This window comes from Bacillus sp. FSL K6-2841, from assembly GCF_037976435.1.
In the GTDB taxonomy this organism is placed as follows: Bacteria; Bacillota; Bacilli; order Bacillales; family Bacillaceae; genus Bacillus; species Bacillus pumilus.
The window spans coordinates 3,636,286-3,659,518 of record NZ_CP150266.1; the positions used below are offsets into that span (position 1 = coordinate 3,636,286).

At 42.4% G+C, this 23,233-nt stretch carries 25 protein-coding genes; 6 read left to right on the top strand and 19 right to left on the bottom strand.

The window, feature by feature from the left end:
- The first annotated feature begins 1 nt into the window (after position 1).
- Positions 2 to 1,216, top strand: a complete 1,215-nt coding sequence (locus MHH68_RS18585) for an MFS transporter (protein WP_058013201.1) — start codon at positions 2 to 4, stop codon at positions 1,214 to 1,216.
- 39 nt (positions 1,217 to 1,255) lie between these two features.
- Here the strand turns inward: MHH68_RS18585 and rplI are convergent, their stop codons facing one another.
- From rplI to MHH68_RS18600, 3 genes are read right to left on the bottom strand one after another with little or no spacing between them, the layout of a single operon-like run.
- A complete protein-coding gene (gene rplI, locus MHH68_RS18590) occupies positions 1,256 to 1,705 on the bottom strand; it encodes a 50S ribosomal protein L9 (protein ID WP_044139055.1) in 450 nt (149 codons plus the stop codon).
- Positions 1,702 to 3,681, bottom strand: a complete 1,980-nt coding sequence (locus MHH68_RS18595; RefSeq protein ID WP_058013200.1) for a DHH family phosphoesterase — start codon at positions 3,679 to 3,681, stop codon at positions 1,702 to 1,704. Before MHH68_RS18595 ends, rplI begins: the two co-directional genes overlap by 4 nt.
- A gap of 30 nt (positions 3,682 to 3,711) precedes the next feature.
- Positions 3,712 to 4,650 carry a YybS family protein gene (locus MHH68_RS18600; RefSeq protein ID WP_339164643.1) on the bottom strand — a complete coding sequence of 313 codons (939 nt, stop codon included), beginning with the start codon at positions 4,648 to 4,650 and terminating at the stop codon, positions 3,712 to 3,714.
- 302 nt (positions 4,651 to 4,952) lie between these two features.
- On the opposite strand from MHH68_RS18600, the gene MHH68_RS18605 reads away from it, so the two are divergent.
- Positions 4,953 to 5,882 carry a manganese-dependent inorganic pyrophosphatase gene (locus MHH68_RS18605; RefSeq protein ID WP_339164645.1) on the top strand — a complete coding sequence of 310 codons (930 nt, stop codon included), beginning with the start codon at positions 4,953 to 4,955 and terminating at the stop codon, positions 5,880 to 5,882.
- Positions 5,883 to 5,926: 44 nt separating this feature from the next.
- Here the strand turns inward: MHH68_RS18605 and MHH68_RS18610 are convergent, their stop codons facing one another.
- The 3 genes from MHH68_RS18610 to MHH68_RS18620 form a co-directional block, all read right to left on the bottom strand.
- Positions 5,927 to 6,784 carry a DUF3298 and DUF4163 domain-containing protein gene (locus tag MHH68_RS18610; protein ID WP_169056112.1) on the bottom strand — a complete coding sequence of 286 codons (858 nt, stop codon included), beginning with the start codon at positions 6,782 to 6,784 and terminating at the stop codon, positions 5,927 to 5,929.
- A complete protein-coding gene (locus MHH68_RS18615) occupies positions 6,785 to 7,279 on the bottom strand; it encodes an RNA polymerase sigma factor (protein WP_058013197.1) in 495 nt (164 codons plus the stop codon). It lies immediately after the preceding gene.
- Positions 7,280 to 7,428: 149 nt separating this feature from the next.
- Positions 7,429 to 8,085: a hypothetical protein gene (locus MHH68_RS18620; RefSeq protein WP_339164648.1), complete on the bottom strand. Its 657-nt coding sequence runs from the start codon at positions 8,083 to 8,085 to the stop codon at positions 7,429 to 7,431.
- Positions 8,086 to 8,190: 105 nt separating this feature from the next.
- Here MHH68_RS18620 and katX point away from each other — a divergent pair, with 105 nt between their 5' ends.
- Positions 8,191 to 9,780 carry a catalase KatX gene (gene katX, locus MHH68_RS18625; protein WP_339164650.1) on the top strand — a complete coding sequence of 530 codons (1,590 nt, stop codon included), beginning with the start codon at positions 8,191 to 8,193 and terminating at the stop codon, positions 9,778 to 9,780.
- A gap of 48 nt (positions 9,781 to 9,828) precedes the next feature.
- Here katX and wrbA read toward each other — a convergent pair whose 3' ends face one another.
- The 10 genes from wrbA to MHH68_RS18675 all read right to left on the bottom strand — a co-directional run bounded on the left by wrbA (position 9,829) and on the right by MHH68_RS18675 (position 17,754).
- On the bottom strand, positions 9,829 to 10,497 hold the full coding sequence (wrbA, locus tag MHH68_RS18630) for an NAD(P)H:quinone oxidoreductase (RefSeq protein WP_058013194.1): 669 nt from the start codon (positions 10,495 to 10,497) through the stop codon (positions 9,829 to 9,831).
- Positions 10,498 to 10,515: 18 nt separating this feature from the next.
- Positions 10,516 to 11,124 (bottom strand): alpha/beta hydrolase, encoded by a 609-nt coding sequence (locus MHH68_RS18635; RefSeq protein WP_180309748.1) that lies wholly within the window; start codon positions 11,122 to 11,124, stop codon positions 10,516 to 10,518.
- A complete protein-coding gene (locus MHH68_RS18640; RefSeq protein ID WP_339164654.1) occupies positions 11,121 to 12,092 on the bottom strand; it encodes a ring-cleaving dioxygenase in 972 nt (323 codons plus the stop codon). Before MHH68_RS18640 ends, MHH68_RS18635 begins: the two co-directional genes overlap by 4 nt.
- Before the next feature lie 191 nt (positions 12,093 to 12,283).
- Complete coding sequence (locus tag MHH68_RS18645; RefSeq protein WP_061410193.1) at positions 12,284 to 13,801, bottom strand: ABC transporter permease/substrate-binding protein; 1,518 nt, start codon at positions 13,799 to 13,801, stop codon at positions 12,284 to 12,286.
- The gene (locus MHH68_RS18650) at positions 13,794 to 14,759 is read right to left on the bottom strand and encodes an ABC transporter ATP-binding protein (protein ID WP_144461406.1); all 966 of its coding nucleotides are present in this window, start codon (positions 14,757 to 14,759) and stop codon (positions 13,794 to 13,796) included. Before MHH68_RS18650 ends, MHH68_RS18645 begins: the two co-directional genes overlap by 8 nt.
- 209 nt (positions 14,760 to 14,968) lie before the next feature.
- Positions 14,969 to 15,208: a 30S ribosomal protein S18 gene (rpsR, locus tag MHH68_RS18655; RefSeq protein ID WP_008347556.1), complete on the bottom strand. Its 240-nt coding sequence runs from the start codon at positions 15,206 to 15,208 to the stop codon at positions 14,969 to 14,971.
- Positions 15,209 to 15,252: 44 nt separating this feature from the next.
- Positions 15,253 to 15,798 carry a single-stranded DNA-binding protein SsbA gene (gene ssbA, locus MHH68_RS18660; protein WP_003215157.1) on the bottom strand — a complete coding sequence of 182 codons (546 nt, stop codon included), beginning with the start codon at positions 15,796 to 15,798 and terminating at the stop codon, positions 15,253 to 15,255.
- A 36-nt stretch (positions 15,799 to 15,834) separates the two neighbouring features.
- Complete coding sequence (rpsF, locus tag MHH68_RS18665; protein ID WP_003215073.1) at positions 15,835 to 16,122, bottom strand: 30S ribosomal protein S6; 288 nt, start codon at positions 16,120 to 16,122, stop codon at positions 15,835 to 15,837.
- Between the two features lie 108 nt (positions 16,123 to 16,230).
- A complete protein-coding gene (ychF, locus tag MHH68_RS18670) occupies positions 16,231 to 17,331 on the bottom strand; it encodes a redox-regulated ATPase YchF (protein WP_061410195.1) in 1,101 nt (366 codons plus the stop codon).
- A 216-nt stretch (positions 17,332 to 17,547) separates the two neighbouring features.
- Positions 17,548 to 17,754 carry a DUF951 domain-containing protein gene (locus MHH68_RS18675; protein WP_012011910.1) on the bottom strand — a complete coding sequence of 69 codons (207 nt, stop codon included), beginning with the start codon at positions 17,752 to 17,754 and terminating at the stop codon, positions 17,548 to 17,550.
- Between the two features lie 294 nt (positions 17,755 to 18,048).
- On the opposite strand from MHH68_RS18675, the gene MHH68_RS18680 reads away from it, so the two are divergent.
- Together MHH68_RS18680 and MHH68_RS18685 are read left to right on the top strand one after the other, a co-directional pair.
- On the top strand, positions 18,049 to 19,368 hold the full coding sequence (locus MHH68_RS18680; RefSeq protein WP_339164657.1) for a hydrolase: 1,320 nt from the start codon (positions 18,049 to 18,051) through the stop codon (positions 19,366 to 19,368).
- A gap of 15 nt (positions 19,369 to 19,383) precedes the next feature.
- A complete protein-coding gene (locus tag MHH68_RS18685) occupies positions 19,384 to 19,794 on the top strand; it encodes a hypothetical protein (RefSeq protein ID WP_339164659.1) in 411 nt (136 codons plus the stop codon).
- A gap of 25 nt (positions 19,795 to 19,819) precedes the next feature.
- Here MHH68_RS18685 and MHH68_RS18690 read toward each other — a convergent pair whose 3' ends face one another.
- A complete protein-coding gene (locus tag MHH68_RS18690; RefSeq protein ID WP_081042246.1) occupies positions 19,820 to 20,875 on the bottom strand; it encodes a hypothetical protein in 1,056 nt (351 codons plus the stop codon).
- A gap of 72 nt (positions 20,876 to 20,947) precedes the next feature.
- Between MHH68_RS18690 and yyaC the strand changes: the two genes are divergently transcribed.
- Complete coding sequence (gene yyaC / locus MHH68_RS18695; protein WP_058013185.1) at positions 20,948 to 21,574, top strand: spore protease YyaC; 627 nt, start codon at positions 20,948 to 20,950, stop codon at positions 21,572 to 21,574.
- A 25-nt stretch (positions 21,575 to 21,599) separates the two neighbouring features.
- Here the strand turns inward: yyaC and MHH68_RS18700 are convergent, their stop codons facing one another.
- Positions 21,600 to 22,454, bottom strand: coding sequence for a ParB/RepB/Spo0J family partition protein (locus MHH68_RS18700; protein WP_180309741.1), 855 nt, complete (start codon positions 22,452 to 22,454; stop codon positions 21,600 to 21,602).
- Positions 22,447 to 23,208 (bottom strand): sporulation initiation inhibitor protein Soj, encoded by a 762-nt coding sequence (gene soj, locus MHH68_RS18705; RefSeq protein ID WP_034620351.1) that lies wholly within the window; start codon positions 23,206 to 23,208, stop codon positions 22,447 to 22,449. The genes MHH68_RS18700 and soj overlap by 8 nt, the downstream gene beginning before the upstream one ends.
- Between the last annotated feature and the right edge of the window lie 25 nt (positions 23,209 to 23,233).

The window sequence follows — 23,233 nt, forward strand, 5'->3', positions numbered from 1 at the left end:
CATGGAACAACAACTAGAACAATCAACATTACATCCCCGCAGCAAGGGACAAACCATCCTGCTAATTGCTGGGATTTTACTCATTGCATTTAACCTGCGGCCTGCCATTACGTCCGTGGGACCTCTCATCGGAGCCATTCGTTCCGATTTGCAGCTTTCAAATGGACTTGCGGGTTTTCTCACCACTTTACCACTGCTCTCATTCGCATTACTTTCTCCAATTGCACCTAAAATCGGAAAGCGTCTTGGCAATGAACGAACCCTTTGGCTGGGGCTTGCTGTCCTTCTATTTGGAATTGTGATTCGCTCGTTTGGCTCGATCACCTTCTTAATGGTGGGAACCGCGCTTGTCGGTGTCGGGATTGCTATATGTAATGTGCTTTTACCGGGGCTCGTGAAGCATAAATTTCCTGCACATGCTGGTTTGATGACGAGCGTGTATACGACTTCGATGTCCGTCTTTGCGGCACTTGCATCAGGTGTCAGTGTTCCGCTCAGCCATACGATGCCTGGCGGCTGGAATACTTCATTCCTCGTATGGGCTGGCCTTGCACTTCTCGCGATGATGGTCTGGGCGCCGCAGCTTCTTCATCAGAACACAGCGGCCGTCAAAAGCATTTCGCTCAAAGAGCAGCCGATATGGCGTTCGCGTGTCGCATGGCAGGTGACCTTTTTTATGGGCTTGCAGTCATTCCTTTTCTATAGCAGTATCGCCTGGTTTCCTGATATCTTAACATCACATGGAATGAACCTGTCGACAGCCGGCTGGATGCTGTCCATTATGCAGTTTGCTGGGCTGCCATCAACCTTTTTAGCGCCTGTTTTTGCAGAAAAGTTAAAAACACAAAGACCGCTTGTCTTCGGTCTTGTCCTTGTGTATTTACTTGGTATGATCGGACTTCTCCTCGGAGGATCGACGCCTATTCTTGTGATCTCTGTTTTATTGATCGGCATTGGACAAGGTGCCAGCATCAGTCTGGCGCTCACTTTTATCGGTTTACGGACGACCAATCTGGAGCAAGCCGCTGCCCTCTCCGGAATGGCGCAGTCTCTCGGTTATTTATTAGCCGCCGTTGGTCCTTTCATGATCGGTATCCTTTTTGATCTCACACATACATGGACGCCATCCATTATCATCTTTATCATCATCTTATTTTTCATGCTTTTATCCGGTATGCGTGCTGGACGAAACGTCTATATATCAGATCCATCATAAAAAAGAACCCGCCTCCTCATGAGACGGGTTCTTTACTGTTTATGCTTGTTCTGTCACGTGTACCTTTAATGTTGCTTGTACCTCAGGATGAAGCTTCACCGGTACATTTGTGTAACCTAATGCACGGATGGCGTCATTAAGCTCGATTTTGCGCTTATCGACTTTGATTTGATGATCTTTTTGCAATTTATCAGCGATTTGCTTGCTTGTAATTGATCCAAACAGACGGCCGCCTTCACCTGATTTTGCTGTTAGTTCCACTGTTAGCGCCTCAAGTGTTTCTTTTAGTTGTTTCGCTTGTTCAAGCTCTTGGATGGCATTCTTTTTCTCTTTGTTCTTCTGCCCTTCCAATGCGCTTAGGTTCGTTGGGTTTGCTTCAACTGCTAACCCTTGTTTGATGAGAAAGTTGTGAGCGTATCCGTCAGCGACATTCTTGACTTCGCCTTTTTTCCCTTTGCCTTTTACGTCTTTTAGAAAGATGACTTTCATCTTTGAACCCCTCCTTCAAAATATTCATCAATGGCAGCTTTTAACTGCTCTACCGCTTCTTCAATGGTTATACCATACATTTGGGTTGCAGCGTTAGTTAAATGACCGCCGCCATCTAACGCTTCCATGATAATTTGGACGTTAATGTCTCCTAATGATCTTGCACTAATGCACACCGTGTTGTCATCTCGTCTTGCGACAGCAAATGACGCTTCTACCTCACTCATTGACAACAGGGAATCAGCCGTCTGGGCAATCGTAATTTGATCATAATACTCCGAGCTGTCTGACGGTAATGAAGCAATCGCCACCTGATTTTGATACAGATCTGTATGCTGAATGAGTTTTGCCCGTTTGATGTAATGATCGACGGTCTCTTTTAGGAATTTTTGCACAAGGACAGGATCTGCCCCCTTCGCACGAAGATAGGAGGCTGCATCAAACGTTCTTGATCCCGTTCTCAGCGAGAAACTCTTCGTATCAACGATGATCCCTGCGAGAAGCGCAGTCGCTTCAATCATGTTAATGCGCAATTTCTTCGGCTGATACTCTAAAAGCTCTGTCACAAGCTCTGCTGTGGATGAAGCATACGGCTCCATATAGACAAGTAATGGATCACGGATAAACTCCTCGCCGCGTCTATGATGGTCAATGACCACGACATTTTCAATTTTATTGAGCAGTCGTTCTTCCATAACGAGAGACGGTTTATGTGTATCCACGACCACCAGCAGCGTGTCATCCTTTGCAAGCTCCATGGCTTCCTCTGGGGTGATAAAACGTGACCAAAGATCTTCATAATTCTTAATTTCACTAATCAAACGTTGAACACTGTCCCCAATCTGGTTGGCATCAATGACAATATAGCCTTCTTTCCCATTGGCCTGGGCGACCTTTAAAATCCCAATGGATGCACCAATCGAGTCCATGTCTGGGAACTTATGCCCCATGATCATGACATTGCTACTTTCAGATACAATTTCTTTTAAAGCATGAGAAATGACTCGTGCGCGTACACGTGTCCGTTTCTCCATTGGATTCGTTTTCCCGCCGTAGAATTTCACTTTTCCATTCGGCTGCTTAATGGCTACCTGATCCCCGCCTCGTCCGAGGGCAAGATCAAGACTCGACTGCGCAAGTGCCCCAAGCTCTTTTAAAGAAGGCACGGACGCACCGATCCCGATACTCAGGGTAAGCGTCGCACTATGCGCTCCTGTTTTCTCACGGACCTCGTCTAAAATAGAGAATTTCGACGCTTCCAGCTCTGCTAAAATGCTCTCATTTAGAACCGCCATAAATCGTTCGGACGAAATTCGCTTCAGGAAAATGCCATATTCCTGTGCCCAATTGTTTAACAGAGACGTCACTTCACTATTAATGGTGCTGCGTACCTGATCGTCAAGACCCTGCGTGACATCATCGTAATTGTCTAAAAAGATATAAGATAACACCGTTCGTTCATTTTCGTACTGTCTTTCAATCTGTACCTGTTCTGTGACATCAAAGAAATATAAAAGGCGCTCTGACCGTTTAATAATAACTTTGAATTTCCGGTCATTCAGTGTCACATTTTCTGTCTCGACCTCTTGTTTAATCAGAGGCACAATGGACTCGAATGTATCATACAAGGATCTGCCGACAAGCGTGCTTTCATGAAAACACGAGGCGAGAAATGGATTTGTCCATTCGATATAATACTGGTCATTAAACAGCATAATACCAATTGGCATTTCCATTAATGCTTCTTCTCCAACCTTTTTGACTCGATAGGATAATGTTGAAATATATGAATCAATCTCTTTTTGCACTTGCGTATCTGCCCACTTTAAGAAGTAGAGCACACCTGCAAGGACTAAAAGACCAACCGCTCCTATGATCCAATTATAATAAAGGTTGAGGAGGACTGTGACCACCGCTAGGACAATCAAAGCGATGATCGGATACTTGATGACAGGTTTTCTATAGAAGCTTGGCACTGATATCAACTCCTCAACATTCAGAGTGAATTATTTGTTTTTTACTTTTTCTCTTAAATCAAAGCCTATGTCAGCAATCCCTATAATACGCACAATCACACCGACTGGCGGATAGAGAACCCCTAACACGATAGCGAAAATGGGCACCGCTTTTGAGATGCTTTTTTCATGGCAATAATAGAAGATAAAAGAAAATCCCTGAATAAGCACCAGTATAAATAAAATTTGAAAAGCACTCGTTTGAACGAGCCATAAAAAGCTGCCTTTTTCCGTCTGAATCAGCATCAAAAGCAGTGTGAGTAAATAATACCATACCATGCTTTTTGGCAGCCGCATATCCTTAAATTTCTTCAAGGCTGGCATGTCTTTGACAAACCGTTTGATCAGAGGCTGCACGAACCAGTGATTCACGAACGCCGTCAGCGTAACTAACATCAACAGAGCGACAGGTAAAGCACTCAATACGGAATCCTGTATCTCTCTGAACTGCTTCAGCTGCTTCGCAATGTCCTGCTCAGAAGCACCGGATTGCTTTAAGGCACTCTCTAACATTGGAATCAATTGCTCAATCGACTCTTTCGCAACACTCATAATATCGACTTGAAAAAGCTGAACACTGACAACAAAGGAGATAAGGAAACTGAATAAATAGATCAGCGCACCTGCAATGATCGCATTCCCAGGCTGCCGTCTGCTGTAGAAAACACCCATGCCTAATCCGACAGCAATCAGAATTGGTGCAGTCATGAGTCCATTAATAGACCCAATTAAAAAGCTGATCACTATCCCAATAGCGCCAGCAGCAATTCCTTTTTTCAAACCGTGCCTGATTGTATAGAGGATGATCGGAATCGGAGCAGCCAGAAAGAAAATAATGGATAATAGCGGCACATACAAATAAAACAGCGTCATGACAGAGAAAATACTGATCATGATAGCGCCCTCTACTAACGCTTTTGTTTGTTTCACACCTTCACCTCTATCCAATCCTTTTACTATATCTTGCTCAATGTGTCCTTCTATGTATACGTACGATGTAAGCTACACCATGTCTTACCCCAACCTTTATTTTACCATAGCGGTAAATCGCAAGTAAAATGCAGTCTATCTTAGGAGCGTTTCACGTGGAACACTGATACCAATTCGTACATGCAACTTTTCAAACAGCATGTTACAATTTTTTAGATTATTCTTAGCTATAAACCCTGAATTCAAGGACAAAAGCTGTTAGAATAGAAACATCATCAATAAATGTAAGAAGGAGAATTCACATGGGAAAAACACTCGTATTCGGACACAAAAACCCTGACACAGACACGATTTGCTCTGCTATCGCTTACGCTGATCTAAAAAACAAAATCGGCGTCGAAGCAGAAGCGGTCAGACTTGGAGAAATCAATGGAGAAACACAATACGCATTAGATTTCTTTCAACAAGATGCACCTCGTTTCATTGAAACGGCTGCAAACGAAACAAAGCAAGTCATTCTTGTCGATCATAACGAATTCCAACAAAGTGTAAGTGATATTGATCAAGTACAAGTGACTGAGGTCATTGACCATCACCGTATTGCCAACTTTGAAACAAGTGAACCTCTATACTATCGCGCTGAACCTGTTGGCTGTACAGCAACAATCTTAAACAAAATGTACAAAGAGAACCAAGTGAAGATTGAAAAAGAAATCGCTGGTTTGCTTTTATCTGCAATCATTTCTGATTCCTTGTTATTCAAATCCCCAACATGCACACAACAAGACATTGATGCTGCGCATGAGCTAGCTAAAATTGCAGGGGTAGATCCAGAAGTTTACGGTCTAGACATGCTAAAAGCTGGCGCTGACCTAAGCCAAAAAACGGTTCAAGAATTAATTACAATTGATGCAAAAGAATTCGCACTAGGCAATAGCAAAGTGGAAATTGCGCAAGTCAATACAGTAGATATTGCAGAAGTTACAGCAAGACAGGCTGACATTGAAGCGAAAATCAATGAAGTCATCGCAGCGAAAGGTCTTGATCTATTCGTTCTAGTGATCACAGACATTCTAGAAAATGACTCTCTTGCACTTGCACTCGGTACCGAAGCGGCAAAAGTAGAAAAAGCATTTAACGTCACACTTGAGAACAACACCGCTTTACTAAAAGGTGTTGTCTCAAGAAAGAAACAAGTCGTACCTGCACTGACAGACGCACTTTCTTCATAAACACAAAAAGACTGCTGACCTGTTCAGCAGTCTTTTTTCTTCTTTTAATGAATGTACATATCGCTGACAAGAATATCCTTTAACACACTTGTTGGAATCGTGAATTCAACTACACCCATGTAACCAGGCGCCACATCATATTCATTAAAGGAAATCACCAGTTTGCCTTTTGAGTTGATATAGAAGCTTTGATCTGGCTGAATCTTCTTAAACGGATCAACCGTATCTTGCTTGGTAATCCAGTAAATCTTATTTGAATCCTCTTTCATCTGTTTCTTCATTTGTTCTTTAATATTTTCACTAATCACATCAATATACCGATCATCTTTAAACAAGCTTGGTAATGTAATGAGTACATGGTTTTTCTTATCCACCGTATCATACGTCATTTCCTCTGCCGCAGAAGCCTGAGTCGTCACCTTGTATCGACCTAGTGAAAGAATTTGATCATTGTTTGTTTTCACTTCATATCCGCTCTCTACACTCAAATGACCATTTTTATAACCCTTTGTTTCCTTTTCAAAATCTTGATACAGCTTTTTGTTTTCAGCTAAATATTTTTGATTCAGGCTGTCTTGTAATTTTCCGTCCCCAAGCCCTGAAACATGTGGTGTTTTGAGGTCAATATTCGTTCCTTGATCGCTCTTTTTAAATTCTGTGAATGTCACGACTTTCACTAGCTCGCCAATGACAGGAATCTCCGAAATCGCTCTTGCCGCCTGCGGGCTGACATTCACAGTCGTGACAAATAAAGCAGCCGCAGCAACAAGTCCGATCGTCCATTGCTGAAAATGAGGTTTTTTATTTTTTCGTTTTAATGTTCGTTCAACCATAGCATCAAATTCCGGCGGAATAGGGATTTCTAAATATTCCTCTTTTAACTGTTTCAAATGCTTATCCATTTATATTTCCTCCTGCGATAATTCTACTTTTAAAAGCCGCAACGCTTTATATAATCTTGTTTTGATGGTGTTTTCGTTTTCTTCGAGAATGTGGGCGATGTCCTCTAGTTTTAAATCTTCAAAGAATCTCAAAATAATGATGACCCGGTACATGTCGGGCAAATCCTCTATGGCTCTTCTGACATCTTGATCTTCATAGACATCTGATTCACCCTGTGATAAGAACTCAAGTGTATCATCGTCTGTCACCTGCACCCGCTTCTTCTTTCGTAAAAAATCTAGGGCAGCGTTCACCACGATTTTATAAAACCAGCTATGCATTTTGGCCGCATCCTCTAATCGGTGAACAGATTTGAGTGCTTTATGAATCGCCTCTTGAACGACATCCATCGCATCTTCCGGGTTTTTGACATAACTATAGGACAATCGATAAAAACTGTGTTTATGCTCCATTACGTAATCAGCAAATTGATCCTCAATTTTTCGTTTCTTCATTTTACAAAGAGCTCCTTTATCTTAAATGCGCATCGGTTATTTCTTACAATGGATAGACGCGCACCTTTTGAAAATAGTTTGCGCTCGATTATTTTTTTAACATGTCATTCCATTTCCGTTTCTATACAAAAAGAGCGAACCAGACAGGTTCACTCCTTCAAAGCGGATATTGTTTGATGGACAAATTGTTTAAGTGGGGAAAGCGGATGAACGATCGGAATGCCTGTCTCCTTTTCCATCTGCTGTGCCGCATGAACCATTGATAGCTGCATCACGCAAATGTCTCCACTTTTTTTCATACATCTTCTGAGCTGCTTTTTAATTTGCTCCTCATAAGCGGACATATCACCGTTTAGGCAAAGGTGAAAGACATCCTCCATTACCATAACCTCTGCATCAATTTGTTTGCCGTGCTCTTTTGCATATGACTTTAGCCGCTCCATAGTCCCATCCACTGTATCCGGGTTTGAAAACACAAGTTGAAGAGGCCCTTTTCTCTGACAAATCAGCTCAAATAACGGCTCATCGATCGGAACAATCGGTTGTTTAATGAGGTGCTGCTGATCGCCCAAAGCGGCAATATATTGTGTACACGTGAGCAAAATGATGTCGGCTTCATCTTCTTTCATCAATTTGTTGATGGCATAGGTTTGCTGCTTGTGAGGGTTAAAATCTGGATCTTGTGTGGCACGTTCTATAAATGATGAATCAACCGTGTGATGCAGCTCAATTTCAGTATCACGAAACACGTCTTCTATATAGGACTGATTAGACGGATGGGCATGAAGGCAGTGTAATCGAATCATCAGGTTCGCTCCTCGTGAAAGTTTTCAATCATTATATCAATCCTTGTATGAAATAGGGAGAAAGATGACCATATTGTTAGGGAGATATTGAAGGAGGGATTCGAAATGAAAGAAGATCAACACCCTAAGCCATCCTCAGAGTCAGAAGACACTTTAACAAATCGGCAAGGTCACCCCGTAACAGACAATCAAAATATGAGAACCGTTGGAAATAGAGGACCAACTACGCTTGAAAACTATGATTTCCTAGAAAAAATCAGTCATTTTGATCGCGAACGTATTCCCGAACGTGTCGTCCATGCGCGCGGGGCGGGAGCTCACGGTTACTTTGAAGCCTATGGCACATTCGGTGATGAACCTATTTCTACTTATACAAGAGCAAAATTATTTCAGGAAAAAGGGAAAAAGACACCTGTTTTCGTCCGTTTTTCTTCTGTCATTCACGGCGGTCATTCGCCAGAAACATTGCGCGATCCGAGAGGGTTTGCGATTAAATTTTATACAGAAGAAGGCAATTGGGACCTCGTTGGAAACAACCTGAAAATTTTCTTTATCCGAGATGCTTTGAAGTTTCCAGATTTGGTTCATGCTTTCAAGCCAGACCCTGTTACGAATCGGCAGGACGGCGAGCGTATTTTTGACTTCGTCTCGCAATCTCCTGAAGCGACACATATGGTGACATTTCTCTTTTCACCATGGGGCATCCCAGCAACCTATCGGCACATGCAAGGCTCAGGTGTCCATGCCTACAAATGGGTGAACCATGAAGGAAAAGCGGTGCTGGTCAAATATCACTTTGAACCGAAGCAAGGTATTCGCAATCTGACACAAGAACAGGCTCAAGCGATACAAGGTGAAAACTTTAATCATGCCACACAGGATTTATATGAGGCCATTGAGCAAGGAGACCATCCTGAATGGGAGGTCTATGCACAGATCATGGAAGATGATGCCCACCCTCACCTTGATTTTGACCCGCTTGATCCGACAAAGCTATGGTACAAGGATGACTATCCATGGAAACCGATCGGACGAATGGTGTTAAACAAAAATCCAGAAAATTATTTCGCTGAAGTTGAGCAGGTCGCCTTTGGGACTGGCGTTCTCGTAGACGGTTTGGATTTCTCAGATGATAAATTGCTTCAAGGGCGCACCTTCTCTTACTCTGACACGCAGCGATATCGTGTGGGACCGAACTATTTACAACTACCAATCAATGCACCGAAAAGGCATGTCGCCACGAATCAAAGAGATGGGCAAATGGAATACCATGTCGATCAAGGCAAAGGGCAAAATCCTCATGTGAATTATGAACCATCGATCCTCGGCGGATTAAAAGAAGCCAAACAGGATGGAAAGGATCATACGCCTTTTGTAGAGGGTGACGTCAAACGGGAAGCCATTGACCGCCCGAACGACTTCGGACAAGCTGGAGAAACGTATCGCCGCTTCAATGATTGGGAACGTGAGGAATTGATTAAGAACTTAGTCAACACCCTTGCGACCTGTCAAAAGGACATACAAGAGCAAATGATCGAAAACTTTACAAAGGCAGACCCTGATTACGGAAAGCGTGTTGCTGACGGCTTAAAAGCCTTCAAACAAGAACAGCCGAGCGGACCTATAGGCTCTACAGGCGCTGCCGAAGCCGTGGACGAAGCAATTAACAACAGCACACCATCAGATCCTTATTAAATAAAAAAGAATGCAGCGCCTAGGCTGCATTCTTTTTGTATCCATCGATTAAGCGTTTTGACCCTTTTTGATCCATTCTGCTACATTGACTGTACGTTTTGCTTGATGTTTTGCAGCAGCTTCTGCATCCTCTTGGATCTTTCCGTTTTGGTCAACAGTGACACTCACGCCGTAAGGGTTGCCCCCTGCACCGTACAATGAGTCATCTGTGTATCCAGGAGCAGCAATAATCGCTCCCCAGTGGAACATCGTTGTGTAAAGGCTAAGAATGGTCTGTTCCTGCCCGCCATTTGGGTTTTGTGCAGAGGTCATCGCACTTACTGCTTTGTTTGCCAATTTCCCTTGGAACCATAGGCCGCCAGTAGTGTCTAAGAATTGCTTCATTTGAGCCGGTAAGTTACCAAAACGTGTTGGCATGCTAAAGATGATGGCATCTGCCCACTCTAAATCACTTAATTGAACCTCAGGAACATCCTTTGTTTCGTCTAAGTGCGCTTTCCATGCTGGATTTGATGCTACAACTGATTCTGGTGCCAATTCAGCAACCTTTAATACTTTAACTTCGGCGCCTGCTTCTTTCGCTCCAGCCTCTGCCCATTTTGCCATCTGATAGTTTGTACCTGTTGAACTATAATAAATAACTGCTAATTTTACGTTTTCCATTTGTTCCATCTCCTTTTGTTTGGTTTGCCCAAAAAGCTTCTGTAAAAAACCCATCTATATTCCCTACCTTCATTAAAATTGACGACGATACCATAATGCCGCAGCATCGACTTCTTCTCTCGTTAGCTGATGTCCGCGATTTTCCCAATGTAGTGTGACTGAAGCGCCTGCGCCTTTAAGCAATTGCTCGAGCTCTTGTGATTCCTCCGGGCGGCACATTGGATCATTTTCACCAGCTGCGATAAAGACTTGTTTCCCCGCCAATGAAGGCAATGAAACTCCGCGTCTTGGAACCATTGGATGATGCAGGATCGCTCCTTTTAACGCATCCTCGTAATGGAATAAAAGACTTCCTGCAATGTTTGCCCCATTGGAATATCCGAGAGCGACGACATTGTGACGATCGAACCCATATTCATCTGCTGCTTCTCCGATAAATGTATACAGTTCCTCTGTCCGCTCAATTAAATCCTGCTCATCGAATATACCTTCTGCTAAACGTCTGAAAAAACGCGGCATACCGTTTTCCAACACATTTCCTCTCACACTAAGAACAGAAGCGTCAGCATCAACTAAATCGGCAAGCGGCAATAAATCTTCTTCCGTTCCGCCAGTACCATGCAGTAATAACAAAACAGGTCTTTGTTCATTCTTTCCTTTTCGAAAAAGATGTTTCATCATGCATCTCCTTTCCCTTTCAACTCTCTCACTTCTATTGGAAGCACAATTTGTTCAATCTGACTGCGCTGCGCTTCATATTGCGGTGGCAGTTTCAATGCTTCCCCCATAGTTTCCACTGATTCATCGTGTGCAAACCCTGGAGGATCAGTTGCAATTTCAAATAATATGCCGCCAAGCTCTCTAAAATAAATGGCATTGAAGTAATTTCGATCTTGCACAGGTGTCACTTGATACCCGCTTTGTGCAATATGTCTTTGCCAATCTAACTGGTCCTGATCATCTGTCGCTCTCCATGCAATATGATGCACCACCCCAACACCCATACGTCCGCGTGCAACTGGTGTCTTGTTCACATCAATGACATTGCCGATCTCACCAAACGAACGGAATCTCACATAGTCCTCTTCTTCTCCAACGCGTTCAAAACCCATTGTTTGTTCTAGCAGCTGCATCGTTTGCTCTGGCTGTGATGTTAATAAAACAGCTCCCCCAAACCCTTTTATCGCAACATCTGGCGTAACGCCGTTAAATGTCCAATCATTTTGTTTTCCCTCCGCGCGTTCTACTAGCTCAATCAACAAGCCGTGTGGATCTTCAAATGAGAGAAAGGCTTCATCAAAGCGTTCGACCATTTCATAAGAAACATCAAACTGCTCAAGACGTTCCTTCCAGAAAGAGAAAGCGCCTGGTGGTACAACATATGTCGTCACGCCCACTTGGCCTGCGCCAATTTGTCCCTTTTGAGCACCTGGCCAAGGGAAAAACGTGATAATCGTTCCCGGAGATCCTCCTTCATTTCCAAAATATAAATGGTAAGTGCCTGGATCATCAAAATTCACGGTCTTCTTCACGAGACGAAGTCCTAAAACACCTGCATAAAAATCAACGTTCTCTTGAGGATGCCCTACAATTGCTGTGATATGGTGAATTCCTTCTGTTTTCTTCACTTCTAATGACCTCCTAATCATGAAGTAACAAGCCTCTATTCATTATGTCTTTACTGACGTCTTTATATTATCTCGAATTCGAGATATTAAACCAAAAAAATATATTTATCTCGAATTAAGGATATGCTGTTTTTAAATAAAAGTCAACGATTTTTGTTTTTCCTTTTAAAAAAGCAGCTCTGCTTTTACATAACAGACCTGCTCTTCCATGATTATCGCAGTAATTTTTTCTTTTTTAAATAGGCTTTCGCTACCTGAAATGCATCCTTACCTTTCACATTCACTTCATAATTCATTTCTCTCATCTCATCGTCTGTGATTTGACCACCAAGCTTATTGAGAGAAGCCTCAATCTCAGGGTACTCCGTTAATGTCTCCTGCCTTAACAGCGGTGCTCCTTGATATGGCGGGAAAACATGCTGATCATCATCAAGCACCTTTAATTTGTATTGCCTCAATTCACTGTCTGTCGAATACGCATCGACTAAATTGATATCTCCTTTTTGAATCGCTCGATACCGAAGCTTCGGTTCCATCGTCACTACATCATCAAAGGAAAATTGATAGGTCTTTTGAATACCTCGATACCCGTCCTGTCGATCAGAAAATTCTAAGGTGAATCCAGCCTTTATGCGATTCTTGATTTTAGCTAGATCAGAAATATTGGATACATCATATTGATCAGCCAGCGACTGAGGCACGGCTAAAGCATACGTATTGTTGTAAGCCATCGGCTCAAGAAGGCGGAGCTGAAAGGATGATTCCAAACCGCGCTGCGCTTGCTCATATACTTTTTCTTTATCTGTGCTTTTCGCTGTTTGTTTGAGGAACTCAGAAATTGCAGTACCCGTAAACTCAGGATAAATGTCAATATCACCAGAACGTAAAGCTTGAAAAACAAAAGATGTCTTGCCAAGACCAGGCTTAAGATTGACTTGAATATCCGTATCCTGTTCAATCAAAAGCTTATACATCGAGATCAGAATTTCAGGCTCTGATCCTAGCTTTCCACCGATGGTGATTTCTTTTTTTTCTTGTTGAAACAGTGCTGGGCCCGCGACAATAGCTCCTGCAATCACAGCAAAAACCGTCACAGAAATCACAGTCTTTTTAAAAGAAATTTTCTCAAACGTACGCAGCACCACATCAAATAAGAGTGCGAGTAAGGCTGCTGGTATAGCGCCAATGACAATGAGTGACATATCATTTCGGTCAATTCCCAGCAAAATCAGACTTCCTAATCCCCCAGCTCCGATCAGTGCGGCAAGAGTGGCAGTTCCCACAATGAGAACCATCCCGGTTCGGATACCTGCCATGATAACTGGCATGGCCAGAGGCAGTTCCACCTTTAATAACCGTTTACGATGATTCATTCCCATGGCAAGCGCCGCTTCTCTCAGGGAAGGATCGACCTCCTGAATACCTGTATATGTATTTCTTAAAATAGGGAGTAGGGCATAAACGACAAGCGCAATAATCGCAGGCACTTGCCCAATCCCAACGAGAGGAATCAGCAGGCCAAGCAGCGCAAGTGACGGGATTGTTTGCAAGACCGCTGTCACCCCAATCACCCACTCTGCAAGCTTTGGCACCCTCGTTAAATAGATACCTAAGGGAATGGCAATCAAAATGGCTAAAAATAAAGCAATAAACGAAATTTGAATATGCTCAAGTAAGGCGTGACCCAATTGTTCTTTTCGGTCCAATAACACATTGATCCAATCATTCATGTGACTCGCCCCTCTCACTAGGTGAATCAGCTAAAAACTGAATCACAGCTTGACGATTCACTAGTCCAATTCGCTCCCCATCCTTTTCCACAGCCAATTCCTCATGCTTTGCCAATTGGGATAAGACCTCATCCAGCGTGGCATGTGCTGTGATCACTTCATAGCCTAAAAGAGCCTCGTGAGCCATTGGTCTAGCCAAGACTTCTAGCTCAAACGCATGATGCCCCGCATGGCGAGCAGCCCCGGAGACAAACTCCCGAACAAAAGCATTGACTGGGTGTTGAACCAATTCCTCTGGACGACCAATCTGCACCACTTTCCCTTCCTTCATGATACAAATTCGATCACCAAGCCTCATCGCCTCCTGCATATCATGTGTCACGAAGACAATGGTCTTTTGAATACGGCGCTGCAAATCAAGCAGATCATCCTGCAATTTCTCCCTTGTTAATGGATCTAACGCACTAAAGGGTTCATCCATCAGGACAATCTCAGGATCAGCTGCAAGTGCACGTGCCACACCGACACGCTGCTGCTGTCCACCAGATAGCTCTGACGGCTTTCGATGTCGATACATAGCAGGGTCAAGCCCAACCATCTGCATCAATTCATCCACTCGCTTATTGATCTCATACCGGCTCCATTGTTTGAGCTCTGGTACTACAGCGATATTCTCTTCAATGGTCATATGAGGAAAAAGAGCAATTTGCTGCAGAACATACCCAATATCCCAGCGCAGCTCATACAGGTCATAATCATTTATTTTTTGACCCTTTATGTAAATCTCACCTTCTGTAGAAGAAATGAGACGATTGATCATTTTCAATGTCGTCGTTTTTCCGCTTCCACTAGGTCCAATGAATACAAAAAACTCACCCTTTTGAATCTCTAAATCAACGGATTCAACGGCATAACGCTCATCTGAAAATTGCATCGATACCTTCCTAAATTCAATCATCTTCCCACGCCCTGACTGCAATTATTTTCTAGACTACCAATATGACAGATCGACCCCATATTTGTATAGAACAAACTGTCACTTTTACTCTCTTTTACATACTTCCCCTAAGGTGCCCGCCAAAAACAGCTCTAGTCAGTTCGGATGAGATCTTCTTGAGACAATAAAAAAGCGGAGAGCTCGAGGCTCTCCGCTTTTAAGTCAACGACTTACTCACCAGTAACGTATGGAAGTAATGCCATTTGACGTGATTTTTTAATCGCTAATGTCAATTTACGTTGATACTTAGCGCTAGTTCCTGTTACACGACGAGGTAAAATTTTACCACGCTCAGAAACAAACTTTCTAAGAAGATCAACATCTTTGTAATCGATGTGCGTGATACCGTTAGAAGTAAAGAAACATACCTTACGACGTTTCGCACGACCGCCTCTGCGTCCACCTGCCATTTGTTTTCACACCTTTCCTTTAGTCATTAGTTTTTTCAGATCAATTAGAATGGCAAATCATCATCGGAGATGTCAATCGGTTTACCGTCATTCGCAAATGGGTCATCATTGAAGCTATTTCCCTGATTACGATTTTGTTGGTTGCTTTGATTGCCATATGGATTTTGACTTGGTTCATTTCCAAATGGATTCTGATCGTTTTGGCTACCGCCATAATACTGGCCTCCGCTATTACCACCGCCGCTGTATCCACCTGAACCAGCACCGCCGCTCTTAGGCTCAAGAAATTGAACACTTTCAGCTTGAACCTCTGTCACGAAGACACGCTGTCCTTGCTGATTTTCATAGTTTCTTGTCTGCAAACGACCGTCTACACCGGCAAGACTTCCTTTTTTCAAGAAATTAGCCACGTTCTCGGCTTGTCTTCTCCAAGTAACACAGTTAATGAAATCGGCTTCACGCTCTCCAGATTGATTCGTAAACGTACGATTCACAGCTAGAGTAAACGTGGCTACAGCCGCACCATTAGGCGTGTAGCGAAGCTCAGGGTCTTTTGTTAGTCTTCCGACCAATACAACACGGTTTAGCATATTGAAAGACCACCTTTAAATATATATTTCAATGATTTATACTTCTTCTTTAACAACAATGTGGCGAATGATATCGTCACTGATCTTAGCTAAGCGGTCAAATTCTTGAACTGCTGCAGCGTCAGATTGAACGTTTACGATTTGGTAGAAGCCTTCACGGAAATCGTTGATTTCGTATGCAAGACGACGTTTACCCCAATCCTTTGTTCCAGTGATCTCCGCACCGTTAGAAGTTAACACGTTATTGAAACGCTCGATAACTGCTTTTTTAGCCTCATCGTCAACTGTTGGGCGGATGATGTACATAACTTCGTACTTTCTCATCTGATTGCACCTCCTTTTGGTCTAAGCGGCCCTATACGGGCAAGGAGCAATAAATTATATTACTCACAATTGTATATTATAACAAATTACTTGGCCTATGACAAGAACCTATACATTAAAACGGAAATGAATGACGTCTCCATCTTTCACTATATATTCTTTACCTTCTAGACGGACTTTTCCAGCCTCTTTTGCAGCAGACATACTTCCACCAGCAAGTAAATCTTCATATGCAACCGTTTCAGCACGAATAAACCCACGTTCAAAGTCCGTATGAATGATTCCAGCACATTCCGGTGCCTTCATTCCCTTTTTAAACGTCCAAGCGCGTACTTCCTGCTCACCTGCTGTGAAATAAGTAGCTAAACCAAGAAGTGAATAAGATGCTTGAATCAGCTGATCTAGACCTGACTCTTTGATACCAAGCTCTTCAAGGAACATCTGCTTCTCTTCTCCTTCAAGCTCTGCAATTTCAGACTCGATCTTCGCACAAACAACGATGACTTCAGCATTTTCACCAGAAGCAAACTCACGGATTTGCTGCACATATTCGTTGCCGTCATGATCTGCTACTTCATCCTCACTCACATTTGCTACATAAAGAACTGGTTTAGATGTGAGTAAATGAAGCTGTTTCACAAGCTTCTGCTGCTCATCTGTAAATTCTACAGATCTTGCCGATTTCCCAGCTTCAAATGCGTGCATTAGCTTCGACAAAATATCAAATTCAGCTACCGCTTCCTTATCCTTTTGTTTTGCAAGCTTACTGACACGAGCCAAACGTTTTTCAACTGTTTCTAAATCAGCCAAAATCAACTCTAAATTAATGGTTTCGATATCTGACACAGGGTCAACCTTACCTGATACGTGTGTGATGTTATCATCTGCAAAAGCTCTCACCACGTGACAGATCGCATCTACTTGACGAATGTGAGAAAGGAATTTATTCCCTAAACCTTCACCTTTTGAAGCCCCTTTGACAATACCGGCAATATCAGTGAATTCAAAAGCAGTCGGAACTGTCTTTTTCGGCTGCACCAATTCTGTTAGTTTTTGCAAACGTTCGTCTGGAACTTCTACAATTCCAACGTTTGGATCAATGGTACAAAACGGATAGTTAGCAGACTCCGCTCCAGCCTGTGTAATTGCATTAAATAGCGTTGACTTCCCGACGTTAGGTAAGCCAACAATACCAGCTGTTAAAGCCATTCTTTCATCTCCTCTATATCAAACGTGCTCGTTATACTGCGTAATATGAACCTAGAGCAATTATAAGTAGGTTTACATGAAAAGACAAGCTAACCATTATGCATTATCAATAGAAGAAACATTGCCAAAAAGAATAAATCAATGCTTTAAAACGGGAATTTGCATCTAATTCTTCTATACAAAAGACGAATTTCATTAAAAAAGCATGAGGCCTACTTAAGCAGTTGGCTCCTCATGCTTGACGAGAATTTTCTTCATTTTTCGTTCAAAGTCTCTTCTTGGGATCATGACGCTATGCCCGCAGCCTTCACATTTAATGCGAATATCCATGCCCAACCGAATCACTTTCCACCGATTGACACCACATGGATGGGGTTTTTTCATTTCAACGACGTCATGCAACCCAAACGCTTTGTCTGCCATCAGCTTTCACCTCTCTTGCTCACTTCATTGAATCTATTGTACAAAAAAACGGCGATGAAGAGCAATGCACAAAACAAAGGCCCTCTTTCAATCGTTCCTCCTTTTCTTTTTTATAGAAAAAACCCTTCTTTTAGATCATTTCATTTGTGACCAATAGTTACTTAAACTCCGCTTTTTTTCAATATTGTCACAAACACTGTAGGTCAAAAGGTTTTTATTGGTAGAACGCTGTGGTTTTTCCATATTTTTTGATTTATGATATCTGCATAAATGTTATGTGAGGGAGCAGGTACGATGGTCAATCGAAAGGATAGATTAACTGATAAAGAATATAAAATCATATCCGATCATGCTGGAAACATAGATAATTACCAGCAGCACCATACGATAGAAATAGGTCAGCAAATGCTCACTGTCCATGATTTTCTCAAGGTCGATCATCAATTATATGGTTTAACGATGCAGCCGGAACAATCAGATGAGTTCATCGTCGCTTTTCACTGTCCGATGCCAAAGCAAATGCCGGTGACCTCGCCACAAGATGTACACACCGCGGCACAGTCATTGCTTAAAACGGATTATGCCTATCCCATTGAAAGGAAGTCCCTTGATGTCAATCGAGATCATGTCTTTTTTAAAGGGATGGAATACATAGAGCAAGTCAGTCAGAAGCATCCCAATGCAGGTATCTATCTCACTGGACAAGCCCTTGCCGGTGCTGTTTGTGCTTATGTTGCAACAGAACAGCCAGCTGTCAAAAAAGCCGTCACCTTTGATAGCCCCAATATATGGAGCAGTCTGGCGCCTTCGATTCAGCAGAAAGCGCAGCAAGGTCAATATACACGGATCTTGACTGAATATATTCAACCTAGTCATTATGTAGGTTTACTCAATCGTCATGATCATGGAGTTGGTCAAGTGAAGTACACCGTGCCGCCACAGCAGCAAGGCGATGTCCAAGAACCTGTTAAATATAAACAAAGAGAAATTGACACCTTTTTAAAATCAGCTTTTGCGTCTATGAATATAGAATGGAACGAATCCTTTGATACAAATGCTTTTTTAGCGCTTATTTCTGGGAGATTAAAAGGAAATGGGTATTCATTCCACAAAGATGGATCTGCCCGAATTTTAGATGAACAGCTTGATCATAATACAAGTTTTACAGCTATGCTGTTGCAAGAAATCCATTCTGGACGTGCATATGCACAAAGTGGTCTAGAAATTATCATAAAATCCCATTTACTGAAAAATTCATCCTACGATCTCCAAAGTGTGATTGAACATGAAGTACACACTATATTTGATAAAATCGATGGGATCGATGAAAGTGTAAAAGACGCCGTCCAGCATGTAAAACAAGAGCTCAAAGGACTCGTAGGCTTTGGCCACTATGATTTATTAAGTCCAAGTGATGTGGAAGCACTGATAGAAGAAGTCAGGATGGAACAACATCATTCCTCCTTTTATTCACATGAAAAACAACTGAATGCCCTATACACCTTGAGAGATTACGAACAAGAACTTTCTACCCTTTCAAGACATATGTACACAATGGGTGATGATTACGCCAAGGCAGATAGGCGCCTTGCGATGCAAATGGGTATTCATTAAGAAAGGAGTCGCCGCATGATCAATCAAAATAAACCTCCTAGTGACGCCCAGCGTTTCTTGCAAAATGTGAGTGCCCGCCGATCTATGTCTGTATTTGAAAATCAATCGGCACCACAAACACAAACGCAGTCCCCAGAAGAAATAGCCGCAATTCAGGCCATACGAAGAGAAGGACAGCGAAAGGATCTAAAACGGCTGCTCAAAATGCGGCTGCATGACGAATTAGCAAACACTCGTGTGCACTTGGAGTATCAATTGTCTAAAACCGAAGACATGATCAATCAGACGACCATTGTCAAACAACACATCTCCCAGCATTTAAAAGGACAAGCCATTTCAGAATTAGAGGAACGCCTTCAGCGTCTCCAGCAAATGCCAGTCTATGATGATATCAAAGACGCCATTGACTCTATTCGGATAAAATAAGCACAGCTCTGACAAAGAGAGGTGCTTATTTTATTTTATCAATATAATTTTTAGGGCGAGAAAATATCTTTTTACTTAAAATCGGATATAGCATTAAACACACAAGCAAATAAAGATTCAGCAAGCTATATATCGGATATAAGAAAGCAATTAAATCGGCAAACCCAAGAGATGTCAAAGGTGCCATCAACAGAAGCATCACGAGCACAACCAGCCAGCGGGGCAATGGTACAAAAGAGAGCATTCGGCTCGATAAACCAAATAAACCTGCCGCTGTCGTCGTATAAATGGCTAGACAAAGGACAACAGTCATAAACACAAACAATGATGTCGGCGCTCCTTCTAATACTGTAAACAAAGGAATGCCTTCTGCTGATAGGCTCCCAGAAATATCAACCAGTATTTCGTTATACACGTACGAGATGACCCCAAAAATCAGGCCACTTAATATACTCGCCACTTTGGCCTCGCCAAGGCCCTTCATTTCTTTTCCAACCGAAGACAGCACTGCGACCACAGATAAGATATTCAAAGAAGCAAAGACAATGCTGGCAGGCCAATTATACTGCTGCCCAAAATCGATCCGCCACATATGATCATGGTTCATATAATAAAAAACAAACGCATAGATGAGCCCCGCCACCAAAATTGGTATAATGAAAGCATTCACAGATAAGAGCCCTTTCACATCCCAGAAAAAAATCATAAATGAAAATAAACAAAATGCACCGATACCCACCCAAAATGGCACATGATACATCTCGAGCGTCACTCCGCCACCGGCAATCATGACTGTCGTTGTCGTGAATAAATAAAGGACAATTAAAACGTCATACACTTTAGCCAGCCATGGACCGACAAGTCGCTCTAACACTGGCACAAAGTGATCGGCACGTACCTCATAACTGATTTTTAACACCACATAGGTAGACAGCATGAACATCAATGTAAACAGTAGAATGGCTAGTCCACTATCAATGCCAAAAAACTGCCAAATTTCTTGGCCGGAAGCATACCCCGCTCCTATTAAGCTTCCTAAAATTAAAAGCGTCCACCTTGAACCAGCCTTCCACACAATCATCACCTCATAGGTATAGAATTAAGCTTGTTTCCGTATACTGTTACTAACTACTATGACAAGGAAGTGAGACCTATGAATAGCAAGAACGGTCTTTTTTTTAGAAATAGGGTGAAAGAATACGTGTCCCATACGGATACAAACGCCATTCAACAGCTTAAAAGTATTTTATTCTCGCATCTTCAGAAAGCAGGAAAAAGACCCGTTGCCATCGTTTGTATTGGAACAGACCGCTCAACTGGCGACTCTCTAGGTCCACTTGTTGGTACAAAGCTTTCAAGTCTTGATTTGAAAAAGCTTCATGTATATGGAACGCTCTCTGATCCAGTTCATGCGGTCAATTTAAAAGAAAAGCTCGCTGAAATTGAACAAGCTCATAAACATCCGTTTATTGTAGCGATTGATGCCTGTTTAGGAAGAGTGAAAAGTGTAGGCTCCTTCCAAATTGGAGATGGACCGTTAAAGCCTGGAGCGGGTGTACAAAAGGAGCTGCCAGAGGTAGGAGATATTCATATTAATGGGATCGTCAATGTGAGCGGCTTTATGGAATACTTCGTTCTTCAAAACACACGCCTTCATCTTGTCATGTCTATGGCCAATACACTTTCTGAAAGTCTATCTCATATTGATCAAATGGATTGGACGAGAGAAAAAAACCGTTCTCTTTTCGCACCTATTCAAAATATCACTGGGAGAATATAAAAAAGACCATCTCGTATCTAGATGGTCACTCTGATGCTTCTCTCGTAGAAAGCAATTCAAGGATTCTTTCTAAATCTTCGTTGGAGAGAAATTCAATCTCTATTTTTCCTTTTTTCTTCTGTTTCTTGATCGTCACTGAAGTGCCAAAGTAGTTTTGTAAGAAAGACTCTCTTTCTTTCAACACTCGATCCTTTGGTGCTTCTTTTTTCTTTGTTTCACGTGGAACATTTTCGTTTAACTGCTGAACAAGTTTCTCAACCTGACGTACGTTTAACCCCTCGTCCACGATTTTCTTTACCAATGGCGCCAGCTTATTTTTATTTTTCAAGCTAAGCAATGTTCTTCCATGCCCCATCGATAACGTTCCATCTGCAATCAGCTTTTGTACTTCATCCGGTAAAGTCAAAAGACGGAGATGGTTCGCAATATGCGGTCTGCTCTTCCCTAATCGCTTCGCTAATTCCTCTTGCGTCACACTTAGGTGATCTAGCAAAGAAGCATAGGCTTCCGCTTCTTCCAATGGAGATAAATCCTCGCGTTGCAGGTTTTCTAAAAGGGCAATCTCTCTCATGAGCGTTTCTGAAAATTCTCTGACGATCGCAGGAATCGTTGTCAGACCAGCTTGCTGTGCTGCACGGAAACGACGTTCACCTGCTACAATGTCATATCCTTTAATCGATTTACGAACAATGATGGGCTGTAAAACACCGTGCTGCTGAATGGATTCTTTGAGATCAGACAATGCATCTTCATCAAACGTTTTCCTTGGCTGATATGGGTTTGGACGCAATTCCTTTATTTTGATTTCTTCAACCGTTTCTTCATTTGAGTCTACAGTGTTAAATAATGCATTAATACCCTTTCCAAGACCTTTAGCCATTCGCATCCACTTCCTTTGCTAAGTCTAAATAGACATCTGCACCTCTTGAACGTGGATCATACAAGATAATCGGTTTCCCATGACTAGGCGCTTCACTCAGTCTCACATTTCGCGGAATCACGGTCTGATAGACTTTATCTCTAAAGTATTTCTTCACTTCTTCGATGACTTGAATTCCAAGATTTGTTCGTGCATCAAGCATTGTCAGCAAGACACCTTCAATGGCAAGATCCGTATTTAAATGCTTCTGCACGAGACGAACGGTGTTTAACAATTGGCTCAATCCTTCAAGCGCATAATATTCGCACTGTACCGGGATTAAAACGGAATCGGATGCTGTTAACGCATTAATCGTCAGTAATCCGAGTGATGGCGGGCAGTCAATAATCATATAATCATAATTTTGCTTAACAGATTCAAGTGCTCTCTTCAATCTCACTTCACGTGAAATCGTAGGCACAAGCTCTATTTCAGCCCCTGCAAGCTGTATCGTCGCAGGAATGACATCAAGATTTTCGACCTCTGTCGTCTTAATTACATCAAGAACATCTGCATCATCAACTAAAATATCGTACACGCACTTCTCTACGTCGGCCTTCTCAATCCCAATACCACTCGTGGCATTGCCCTGCGGATCAATATCAACTAACAACACTCGTTTACCTATGTATGCTAAACACGCACTCAAATTAACAGAAGTTGTCGTCTTCCCAACGCCGCCCTTCTGGTTGGTAATCGCTATGATTTTTCCCACGATGTCACCCACTTTCAACTTAACA

Coding starts and splice junctions, on each gene's coding strand:
- MHH68_RS18585 (WP_058013201.1), top strand. CDS start 2: ATGGAACAACAACTAGAACAATCAACATTACATCCCCGCAGCAAGGGA.
- rplI (WP_044139055.1), bottom strand. CDS start 1,705: ATGAAAGTCATCTTTCTAAAAGACGTAAAAGGCAAAGGGAAAAAAGGC.
- MHH68_RS18605 (WP_339164645.1), top strand. CDS start 4,953: ATGGGAAAAACACTCGTATTCGGACACAAAAACCCTGACACAGACACG.
- MHH68_RS18610 (WP_169056112.1), bottom strand. CDS start 6,784: ATGGATAAGCATTTGAAACAGTTAAAAGAGGAATATTTAGAAATCCCT.
- MHH68_RS18615 (WP_058013197.1), bottom strand. CDS start 7,279: ATGAAGAAACGAAAAATTGAGGATCAATTTGCTGATTACGTAATGGAG.
- MHH68_RS18620 (WP_339164648.1), bottom strand. CDS start 8,085: ATGATTCGATTACACTGCCTTCATGCCCATCCGTCTAATCAGTCCTAT.
- katX (WP_339164650.1), top strand. CDS start 8,191: ATGAAAGAAGATCAACACCCTAAGCCATCCTCAGAGTCAGAAGACACT.
- wrbA (WP_058013194.1), bottom strand. CDS start 10,497: ATGGGTTTTTTACAGAAGCTTTTTGGGCAAACCAAACAAAAGGAGATG.
- MHH68_RS18635 (WP_180309748.1), bottom strand. CDS start 11,124: ATGATGAAACATCTTTTTCGAAAAGGAAAGAATGAACAAAGACCTGTT.
- MHH68_RS18640 (WP_339164654.1), bottom strand. CDS start 12,092: ATGATTAGGAGGTCATTAGAAGTGAAGAAAACAGAAGGAATTCACCAT.
- MHH68_RS18645 (WP_061410193.1), bottom strand. CDS start 13,801: ATGAATGATTGGATCAATGTGTTATTGGACCGAAAAGAACAATTGGGT.
- MHH68_RS18650 (WP_144461406.1), bottom strand. CDS start 14,759: ATGATTGAATTTAGGAAGGTATCGATGCAATTTTCAGATGAGCGTTAT.
- rpsR (WP_008347556.1), bottom strand. CDS start 15,208: ATGGCAGGTGGACGCAGAGGCGGTCGTGCGAAACGTCGTAAGGTATGT.
- ssbA (WP_003215157.1), bottom strand. CDS start 15,798: ATGCTAAACCGTGTTGTATTGGTCGGAAGACTAACAAAAGACCCTGAG.
- rpsF (WP_003215073.1), bottom strand. CDS start 16,122: ATGAGAAAGTACGAAGTTATGTACATCATCCGCCCAACAGTTGACGAT.
- ychF (WP_061410195.1), bottom strand. CDS start 17,331: ATGGCTTTAACAGCTGGTATTGTTGGCTTACCTAACGTCGGGAAGTCA.
- MHH68_RS18675 (WP_012011910.1), bottom strand. CDS start 17,754: ATGGCAGACAAAGCGTTTGGGTTGCATGACGTCGTTGAAATGAAAAAA.
- MHH68_RS18680 (WP_339164657.1), top strand. CDS start 18,049: ATGGTCAATCGAAAGGATAGATTAACTGATAAAGAATATAAAATCATA.
- MHH68_RS18685 (WP_339164659.1), top strand. CDS start 19,384: ATGATCAATCAAAATAAACCTCCTAGTGACGCCCAGCGTTTCTTGCAA.
- MHH68_RS18690 (WP_081042246.1), bottom strand. CDS start 20,875: ATGATTGTGTGGAAGGCTGGTTCAAGGTGGACGCTTTTAATTTTAGGA.
- yyaC (WP_058013185.1), top strand. CDS start 20,948: ATGAATAGCAAGAACGGTCTTTTTTTTAGAAATAGGGTGAAAGAATAC.
- MHH68_RS18700 (WP_180309741.1), bottom strand. CDS start 22,454: ATGGCTAAAGGTCTTGGAAAGGGTATTAATGCATTATTTAACACTGTA.